Source organism: Aureimonas sp. Leaf427, assembly GCF_001425485.1.
In the GTDB taxonomy this organism is placed as follows: Bacteria; Pseudomonadota; Alphaproteobacteria; order Rhizobiales; family Rhizobiaceae; genus Plantimonas.
Window position 1 is genome coordinate 163,203 of the sequence record NZ_LMQW01000007.1, and the last position, 8,704, is coordinate 171,906.

Consider the following 8,704-nt stretch of genomic DNA (forward strand, 5'->3'; position numbering starts at 1 on the left):
CCGTGACGGTCCGGGTTCCGCTTCAGCGGATCGGCACGAGGTTGCCGGCGAACTGGCGGGTGCAGTCCGCCCAGGAGAAGGTCTCGGCGAAGGCGCGGCAGCCCGCGCGGTCGATCTCGAGCGCGCTCAGAGCGGCGGCGCGCAGATCCTGCGAAAGGACGCCGTGCGGCTGGCCGCCCAGGATGTCGGCCGGCCCCGGCACGGGATAGGCCGCGACGGGCGTGCCGCAGGCGAGCGATTCCAGAACGACCAGCCCGAAGGTCTCGAAGCGCGAGGGGAAGACGAAGACGTCGGCGGCCGAGATGTGCCGGGCGAGGTCGTCGCCATGCTTGTAGCCGAGGAAATGGACGGCGGGGAAAGCCGCTTCCAGCTTCGCCCGCGCGGGTCCGTCGCCGACGACGAGTTTCGAGCCCGGCAGGTCCAGCTCGAAGAAGCGCTCCAGGGTCTTCTCCGCCGAGACGCGGCCGACATAGAGATGGATCGGCCGGGGCAGGCCGAGGAAATCCGCGTCGAAGGCGGGATCGTCGCGATGGGGCCGGAAGGCGGCCGTGTCCACGGCGCGGCCCCAGCGGCGGATGTTGCGAAAGCCGCGCGCGGCGAGCTGGCGCTCCAGCGTCGGCGTCTGCACCATGAAGCCGTCGCCGCCATTGTGGAACCAGCGCTGCGCGGCGTAGGCGAGGCCCGTTCCAAAGCCGATGCGCGAGGCGAGATAGTCGCCGAAGCGGGTGTGGAAGGAACTGGTGAAGGGCAGCTTGCGGCGCCGGCAGACATGGCGCGCGGCGAGGCCGATCGGCCCTTCCACCGGAATGTGGATCGCGTCGGGCGCGAAATCCTCGATCGCGGCCTCGATCACCCCGCCGAAGGGAAGCGCGAGGCGAACCTCCGGATAGCCCGGCGCGGGGATGGTGCGCGCGAAATCGGCGGGGCCGACGAGGCGCACGACATGGCCGTCCGCCTCCAGATGGCGCCGCGTCGTCTCGAAGACGCGCACGACGCCGTTCACCTGCGGCGCCGCCGCGTCGCTTGCGATCAGAATGCGCATGATATCGGAAAGACCTGCTGACGATCTGGTGTCATGCGTTCTACATAGCGGTCCGGCAACCACAAGACGTGCGGCGCCTTATTCCGCGGTGTCTCGCAGTGCTGGAGCGTTCGTCCATGAAGATCATCGTGCTCGGCGGCGACGGGTTCTGCGGCTGGCCCACCGCGCTGCATCTCTCGGCGCTCGGCCATGAGGTGACGATCGTCGACAATTTCGTGCGCCGGAGAACCGACGAGGAGCTCGGCGCGGGGAGCCTGACCCCGATCCGGCCGCTGGGCGAGCGTCTGGAGGCCTGGAGCGCGACCGGCCATCCCGCCATCGGCTTTGCCGAGATCGACGTCGCCGAGGACTACGATGCGCTGGAGGCGCTCTTTCGGAGCATCCGGCCCGATACGATCGTCCATTTCGCCGAGCAGCGCGCCGCGCCCTATTCGATGAAGTCGCCGCGCCACAAGCGCTACACGGTCGACAACAACGTCAACGCGACCCATGCCGTCCTCTGCGCCATGGTCGAGGCCTGCCCGGGCGCCCATCTCGTCCATCTCGGCACGATGGGCGTCTACGGCTACGGCAAGACCAAGGGCATGCCGATCCCGGAAGGCTATATCGACGCCACGCTCCGCTCGGGCGGCGCGACGGCCGATGCCGACATTCTCTATCCCGTCGATCCCGGCTCGATCTACCACATGACGAAGACGCTGGATCAGCTGCTCTTCCTCTTCTACGCCAAGAACGACGGGCTCGCGATCACCGATCTCCACCAGGGCATCGTCTGGGGCACCGCGACGCCGCAGACGCTGCTCGACGAGCGGCTCGTCAACCGGTTCGACTATGACGGCGACTACGGCACGGTGCTGAACCGCTTCCTCTGCCAGGCCGCCATCGGCCATCCGCTGACCGTCCACGGCACGGGCGGGCAGACCCGCGCCTTCATCCACATCCGCGACACCGTGCGCTGCATCGAGGCGGCGGCGGCAACACCGCCGGAGTGGGGATCGCGCGTGCGCATCGTCAACCAGATGACGGAGACGCACCGGGTCCGCGATCTCGCCCGGCTCGTCTCCGACCTCTCCGGCGTTCCCGTCGAGTTCCGCGACAATCCGCGCAAGGAAGCGCCGGAAAACGATCTCGTCGTCGTCAACGACACGCTCCTCCATCTCGGCCTCCGGCCGACGCGCCTGTCCGACGGGCTCCTGACGGAGGTCGTCGACGTCGCGCGCCGTCACGCCGACCGGATCGACCAAAGCCGCATCGTCTCCACGAGCCGCTGGGTGCGGCCGCCCGAAGATGCCTGAAGCAAGGGGACCGTTCCAGACGAAGGGTCTTCTCCCGTCCGAGGCGACGGTGACGGCAGCCGGAAGAGGGGCCGCCCGCACCAGCTTGGTCCCGCCTGCGGAGCGGACAATGGTCGCGCTCTTTGGGCGCATTGTCCGGCTTCGACCCTTGCATCGCGGTGCAGCAACCGTAGATCGGGGCGAAGCTCGTCCGAAGAAAGCCAACGCTTGTCCGCTGCATCGAACCCCGCGCCCGCCGCCGCCGGCCCGCTCCTCCTGTCGCGCGGGGCGGACGCGGCGACGGCGAAGCTGACCGCGCTTCTCGCGCTCCCGACCGGCGAGCCCGCGCCCGACCTCGTTCCCGAGGGCGGCGCCCCCGTCGCCGCCCGCAAGCTCGCCGATCTCTTCGGCCGGACGCTCCATGCCTACGACTTCGCCCTGCCGGTGCGGCCGGGCCTTGCCGCCTACGATCTTGGCGGTCGCCGCCATGCCGTCGCGACCGGCTTCGAGGGCGACGTGCGATGCGCCTTCGTTTCCTGCAACGGCCAGGAAAACGGCGACGGCGACCGCGACCTGACCGAGCGCGACCTCATGTGGGACCGGCTGGCCGGCGAGAACGAGGCCAGGCCCTTCCACCTCCTCCTGCAGGGCGGCGACCAGCTCTATGCCGACGAGATCCTGCACAGCCATCCCGATCTCCGGCGCTGGGAGGAACTGCCCGTCTCGAAGAAGGGCAGCGTTCCCTTCACCGAGGAGATGCGGCAGGCGGCGCGCGCCTATCTCGCCGGGCGCTATCTCGCGCTGATGGCGCAGCCGGCCATCGCCCGGCTCGTCGCGCGCGTGCCCTCGCTGATGATGTGGGACGACCACGACATCATCGACGGCTGGGGCAGCCATCCCGAACCGCTGCTCGACAGCCCCGTCGGCCGCGGCATCTTCCAAGTCTCGCGCGAGATGTTCCTTCTCTTCCAGCAGGGCTGCCGCCCCGACGAGGCGCCGGCGCTGGCGCTCGACCGGACGGGCGCGAGCTTCAGCTTGGCCGCGCACTTTCCCGGCCTCTCCGTCGTCGCGCCGGATCTGCGCAGCGAGCGGCGGCCCGACCGCGTCATGAACGAGACGGGATGGGCCGCGCACGAGGCCGCGCTTGCCGCCGCGCCCGAGGGCAACCACCGGCTGATCCTCTCCAGCGTTCCCGCGCTCGGGCCCCGGCTGTCGCTCGTCGAGGCCGCGCTCGATCTCCTTCCACGCGCCCAGCAATACGAGGACGACCTGCGCGACCAGTGGCAGAGCCGGGCGCATCGCGGGGAATGGCGGCGCTTCCTGGCGGGCCTGGAGCGCGAGATGGTGGAGCGCGGCTCGCCGGTGACCGTCGTCTCGGGCGAGATCCATCTGGCGACCCGCGCCGAGATGCAGCTGAAGGACGGGCAGGTCCTGCACCAGCTCGTCGCCTCCGGCATCGCCCATCCGCGCCCCTCCAAGGCCTATGCCTTCGCCCTCGGCCTTCTCGCCCGGCTCGGCGATGCGCCGCTTCCGGGCCGGCCCATCCGCCTCAAAGCCCTTCCCGGCCGCCGCGCCACCTATACGGCCGAGCGGAACTATCTCGTGCTGGAGCGCCGGGACGGGCGCTGGGCGGCGGAATGGGAGCTGGAGGACGGCGGACGCACCAGGGCGATGGCGATCTGACGCGCGCGTCGCATCGCACCTCGCCCCGTTCGGCGTCCCCGCCGCGCTGAACTCGCGCGTCAGCGTCCCAGCATGACGTCCATCAGGCGGGGTGGGGGAGAGCCGGTGGCGCGCAGCCGGTCAAAATCGCTGGCATTGATCCGGCCGGAGATGAAGCCGTTCGCGACGCGCGTGCAGAGGGTCCGGACGGCCTCCGGCCCGGGCTTCATCTTCACCTCTCTGGCAAAGAGCCAGCCGTTGTGGCCGATCATTGGATTGCTCCGCACGCAGGCCTCGATGCGAGCCGCCTTGGACGCCGGGTCCGCCTTCATCTCGCGACCGACCCTCGCGGTGCCTTCGTCCGTCATGCATCCTCCAAGAAGCATAGATGAAATTATAATAAGTAGTAATTGTCGTTTCTGCATGAGCGTCCCCAGATGCGGCATGGAGACGTTAGGTTGATGTTCGGTATCGAAGCAAGTTGGCTTTTGGGTATGAAAGATTGCGGTGGACGACCGTTTCTAGACGGTCCCCTCCGTCGACAGCGCGTAATCCGCCGGCAGGCTGTTGTGCAGGACGAGGCGCATGTTGGGGAGGTCGTTGCCTTCCATCTTCGCCACCATCTCCTCGCCCTCGTAGCCGAACCCCCGCCAGCGGTCGGTGAGGCGGGCTTCCACCACGGCTTCGCCGGCGACGAGCATGATCGTGACGTCGAAGAGCGCGCGAAGGTCGCGCCAGCCGGGCTCGTCGAGGAGGAGGTAGTTGCCCTCGACCAGAATGATCTGCGTCTCTGCCGGAAGGATGCGCCCGCCCGCGCGGGCGATCTCGATGGAGCGGTCGAAGACGGGCACGGCGACGTCGCGCGGCGGGTCCGCCCGCAGGCGCTCCAGCGTGGCGACGAAGCCGTCGAGATCGAAGGTGAAGGGGGCGCCCTTGCGCGGGCGGTGGCCGCGCTCCTTCAGAACCAGATCGTCGAAATGGTAGCCGTCCATCGGGAAGATGGCGGCAAGGCCGGGCCGCGCCGCGTTCAGGCGCTCGACGAGGTGCTCGGCCGTCGTCGACTTGCCGACGCCGGGCGGGCCGGCCAGCGCCGCGAGGAGGCGCGTGCGGCCCTCGGCCGCGCCGAGGAGGCGCTCGGCGAGATCCTCCAGCGTCACGGGGACCATGGCGCCGCTCATCCCGCGTCGGCCGACAGCGCGGCGGCCTCGATGCCGGCGACGGCGGCCAGCTCGTCATTGTCGGACGTGTCGCCGGTGATGCCGACGGCGCCGAGGATCGCGCCGCCCTCGCCGCGGATGAGGACGCCGCCCGGCACGGGCACGAGCGAGCCGCCGCAGAGCGCGTTCATCGACTGGATGAAGAAGGGCTGGCTTTCCGCGCGCGCCATGAGCGCGCGCGAGCCCATGCCGAGCTGCACGGCGCCGTTGGCTTTGCCGATGGCGATGGCGGGGCGCAGCGGGCTCGCGCCGTCCTGGCGCTCGAGCGCGACGAGATCGCCCGCGCGATCGAGGACGGCGACGGTCAGCGGCTTCAGGCCGAGCGAAGCGGCCTTCTCGAAGGCGGCGGCGACGATGGTGCGGGCATGGGCGAGAGTGAGCGTCACGGTCTGATGGGTCCTCGATGATGGGGTTCGGCGGGCTGCAGCGTCGCCGGGGGAGATGATCCGGCCTATCTACACCGCCTGGAGCGCCCGGTGAAATCTCCCGGCGCGAAGGAATCGGGGTTTTCCATGATGCGGTCGATCGCCCTTTGCGCCGTCCTCGCCTTTGCCTCTCCCGCCGGCGCGCTGGAGCTTGCGCCTTTCGTCTCCCCCCACGGCGCCGACCATCCGCTGGCCGGGCGGATCTTCGACGCCGCCGGGGCGGAGGTGACGCCGGAGGCGCTGTCTCGGAGGGTGAAGGGCGCGCGGTTTCTGGTGCTCGGCGAGACGCACAGCAATCCCGACCACCACCGGCTCCAGGCCGCGCTTCTGGCGGAGCGGGCGGGCGCCGGGGACCGGCCGACGGTCGTCTTCGAGATGATACCGGAGGGGCTGCAGGGCGCGCTCGACGCGGCGATCGCCGCGGGGAGCGATGCGGCGGCGATCGGGGCGGCGGTGGATTGGGAGACGCGGGGCTGGCCGGATTTTTCGATCTACCGGCCGATCTTCGAGGCGGCGCTGGCGGCGGGCCTGCGTATCCGGGCGGGCGATCTCGACCGGGAGACGATGCGCCGGATCTCCAAGGAGGGGCCGGCATCGCTCGGGGCCGAGCGGGAGCGGCGGCTCGGGCTGGACCGGGCCATGCCGGAGGCGGACCGCGCGGCGCTGTCGCAGGAGCTGGAGGCCTCGCATTGCGGCATGCTGCCGACGAGCGCGATCCCCGCGATGATCGGCGTGCAGCGGGCGCGGGACGGGGCGCTGGCGGACGCGATGATCCGAGCAGGCGGGCCGGCCGTGCTGATCGCCGGCTCCGGCCACACGCGCCGGGACCGGGCGGTGCCGGCGATCCTTCAGGCACTGGCGCCGGGGGCGGAGGTCGTGTCGGTCGCCTTCGTGGAAGTGTCGGAGGGCGAGGCGAGCCCGGCGCCCGAGGTGCTCGGCCTTTCCGACGTCACGGTCTACACACCGCGCTTCGACGTCTCGGACCCCTGTGAAGGCATGAAAGGGGGCGAGGGCATGACGTCCACCGCGCCGCAGCCCGCGAAATAGCTCAGCCGAACTTGCGCTTGGCGTCCAGCGCAAGGCCGAGGCCGACGGAGCCGAAGGCGTCGGCATCCACCACCCGCGCGTTCGGGAAGAGCGCCTTCACGGTGCGGCGGACGATCGGCACCTGGGTCGAGCCGCCCGTCAGAAGCAGCGTGTCGATCGCCTCCGGCGCGACGCTGGCGACGTTCAGGGCCTCGGCGACGCTGCCTGTGATGCCGGCGACGAGTTCGGCGACGGTGGCCTCGAAGGCCTCGCGCGTCACCGGCTCGTCGAGATCGAGGCCGATCTCCTTCAGGCGGATATGGGCGAGCCCGGCATCGGTCAGCGCGATCTTGGCGGATTCCGAGGCGCCGGCGAGGCGGTGGCCGGCCCGGGCGTCGAGAAGCGCCAGAAGGCGGTCCAGCTTCTCGGGCTCGGCGGCCTCCTTCTGGAGATTGCGCAACCCGTTGGCGACCTTCGGATCGTAGAGGAGGTTGATCCGGTGCCAGGTGGCGAGGTCGTTGAAGTACCAGACGGGGAGACGGCGCTTGCCGTCCTTGGTGGAGGTGCCGAGGCCGAGCGCGGGCATGGCTTTGGCGATGGAGAGCAGGCGGTCGAAATCCGTGCCGCCGATATGGACGCCGGTCGCCGACAGGATGTCCTCCTTGCGCTCGGGCCGCGCGGCGGCCTCGGGCGACAGGCGAATGACGGAAAAGTCGGACGTGCCGCCGCCGATGTCGACGACGAGGGCGAGCTCCTCGCCCAAGATCGTGCGCTCGTAGTCGAGCGCGGCGGCGACGGGCTCGAACTGGAAGGCGATCTCGGTGAACCCTTGCGCGCGCGCCGCGCCCTCCAACTGGCCCTCGGCCGCCTTGTCCGCGACCTCGTCGCCATCGACGAAATGGACGGGCCGGCCAAGCACGACGCGCGGCGTCGCGCCGCCCGTCTCGGCATCCAGCTTCTCCTTCAGGAGCTTCAGGAACAGGCCGACGATCTCGGCGAAGGCGAGGCGCTCGCGCCCGACCACGGTCTTCTCGCCCATCAGCGAGGAGCCGAGCACGCTTTTCAGCGCGCGCATGAAGCGCCCCTCCGCGCCGTCGACATATTCGTGCACGGCCGCGCGCCCGGCATAGGTGCGCCCGTCCTCCCGGCTGAAGAAAAGCGCGGTCGGCATGGTCGGCTGCCCGTTCTCCAGCGCGATCAGCCGGGGCACGCCATCCCGGACGATGCCGAGCGTCGAATTCGTGGTCCCGAAATCGAGGCCACAGCTCTGAATCGTCATGTCATGCACCGAAACGTTGCGGGACGGCGCCATCGTGCGGCGCCAGGGGATAAGGGGAGGGCGGGACATAAAGGCCGGGCGCCGGAATGGCAACGGCGGATGTTGCAGCGCACGGTCGCGGCGGGGGATTGCGCGCTCGGGTGGGGAAGATGGGGGCGTCGCGGCACGCGCGTGTCCGGGGGCTGGTTTGAAGCGCTTGCACGTTTCGAAGCCGGGCGTGGCTTCAGCCCGAAAGCCCCGCGACCGCTTAGAACGAGCACCGCCGGCAACACCGCCTGATCTCCCCCCTTGAGGGGGAGATGCCTGGCAAGGCAGAGGGGGGCGCCTCGCGCCTTACTTTGACGGGTCTCGCCCCGCTCCCCGCCACCGGTTGCGCTCGACGGCGCCCCCCTCTGGCCTGCCGGCCATCTCCCCCTCAGGTGGGGAGATCAGGCGCGTCGTCGTCGGCGCCCGTTCTGCACCGATGCCCCGACGCACGGAGACGCCCGCACGCCGTCGCGCCGGGGTGATGGTCGAACCGGCGGGCGGAGCCTCGGGCCGGGGATGCTCGGTGCCGTCCTTGTCGGGAGCGGCGGGACGCCGGAGGAAGACCCTCCGGTAGTGGGTATGTGGTGTGGTTGGTCCGCCTCCGGCGTCCACGCGCGGGCGTCTGTCGGGATATCCGGCGACCAAGCCGGATCTGTCCGATCGTCGTGGACGGGGTGGTGAGCCCCGCTTCGTGCGGCGTCGCGAGGTCGGCATTGGGCCACGACTTCGCCCCAGGTCCCGCGCCTCATCTC

General features: G+C 70.4%; 8 protein-coding genes. 3 read left to right on the forward strand and 5 right to left on the reverse strand.

Annotated elements, in window-relative coordinates; all coding sequences use genetic code 11:
* Positions 1 to 22: 22 nt before the first annotated feature.
* Positions 23 to 1,042: a glycosyltransferase family 4 protein gene (locus ASG62_RS07080; RefSeq protein ID WP_056695612.1), complete on the reverse strand. Its 1,020-nt coding sequence runs from the start codon at positions 1,040 to 1,042 to the stop codon at positions 23 to 25.
* Between the two features lie 116 nt (positions 1,043 to 1,158).
* Here ASG62_RS07080 and ASG62_RS07085 point away from each other — a divergent pair, with 116 nt between their 5' ends.
* Together ASG62_RS07085 and ASG62_RS07090 are read left to right on the forward strand one after the other, a co-directional pair.
* Entirely contained in the window at positions 1,159 to 2,337 is a 1,179-nt protein-coding gene (locus tag ASG62_RS07085; protein ID WP_056695614.1) for an NAD-dependent epimerase/dehydratase family protein, read from the forward strand.
* A gap of 207 nt (positions 2,338 to 2,544) precedes the next feature.
* Complete coding sequence (locus tag ASG62_RS07090) at positions 2,545 to 3,999, forward strand: alkaline phosphatase D family protein (protein WP_056695616.1); 1,455 nt, start codon at positions 2,545 to 2,547, stop codon at positions 3,997 to 3,999.
* A 59-nt stretch (positions 4,000 to 4,058) separates the two neighbouring features.
* On the opposite strand, the gene ASG62_RS07095 is transcribed toward ASG62_RS07090, so the two are convergent.
* From ASG62_RS07095 to ASG62_RS07105, 3 genes are all read right to left on the reverse strand, one after another.
* Positions 4,059 to 4,346 (reverse strand): hypothetical protein, encoded by a 288-nt coding sequence (locus ASG62_RS07095; RefSeq protein WP_056695617.1) that lies wholly within the window; start codon positions 4,344 to 4,346, stop codon positions 4,059 to 4,061.
* A 153-nt stretch (positions 4,347 to 4,499) separates the two neighbouring features.
* Entirely contained in the window at positions 4,500 to 5,156 is a 657-nt protein-coding gene (locus tag ASG62_RS07100; protein ID WP_056695618.1) for a nucleoside/nucleotide kinase family protein, read from the reverse strand.
* Complete coding sequence (locus ASG62_RS07105) at positions 5,153 to 5,581, reverse strand: GlcG/HbpS family heme-binding protein (RefSeq protein WP_056695620.1); 429 nt, start codon at positions 5,579 to 5,581, stop codon at positions 5,153 to 5,155. Before ASG62_RS07105 ends, ASG62_RS07100 begins: the two co-directional genes overlap by 4 nt.
* Before the next feature lie 126 nt (positions 5,582 to 5,707).
* Between ASG62_RS07105 and ASG62_RS07110 the strand changes: the two genes are divergently transcribed.
* On the forward strand, positions 5,708 to 6,667 hold the full coding sequence (locus ASG62_RS07110) for a ChaN family lipoprotein (RefSeq protein WP_056695621.1): 960 nt from the start codon (positions 5,708 to 5,710) through the stop codon (positions 6,665 to 6,667).
* 1 nt (position 6,668) lies between these two features.
* Here the strand turns inward: ASG62_RS07110 and ASG62_RS07115 are convergent, their stop codons facing one another.
* Positions 6,669 to 7,925, reverse strand: a complete 1,257-nt coding sequence (locus ASG62_RS07115; protein WP_056695623.1) for an Hsp70 family protein — start codon at positions 7,923 to 7,925, stop codon at positions 6,669 to 6,671.
* Positions 7,926 to 8,704 lie beyond the last annotated feature (779 nt).

Bases quoted from the DNA above. Each gene is read 5' to 3' on its own strand.
- ASG62_RS07080 (WP_056695612.1), bottom strand. From the start codon at position 1,042: ATGCGCATTCTGATCGCAAGCGACGCGGCGGCGCCGCAGGTGAACGGC.
- ASG62_RS07085 (WP_056695614.1), top strand. From the start codon at position 1,159: ATGAAGATCATCGTGCTCGGCGGCGACGGGTTCTGCGGCTGGCCCACC.
- ASG62_RS07095 (WP_056695617.1), bottom strand. From the start codon at position 4,346: ATGACGGACGAAGGCACCGCGAGGGTCGGTCGCGAGATGAAGGCGGAC.
- ASG62_RS07100 (WP_056695618.1), bottom strand. From the start codon at position 5,156: ATGAGCGGCGCCATGGTCCCCGTGACGCTGGAGGATCTCGCCGAGCGC.
- ASG62_RS07110 (WP_056695621.1), top strand. From the start codon at position 5,708: ATGATGCGGTCGATCGCCCTTTGCGCCGTCCTCGCCTTTGCCTCTCCC.
- ASG62_RS07115 (WP_056695623.1), bottom strand. From the start codon at position 7,925: ATGACGATTCAGAGCTGTGGCCTCGATTTCGGGACCACGAATTCGACG.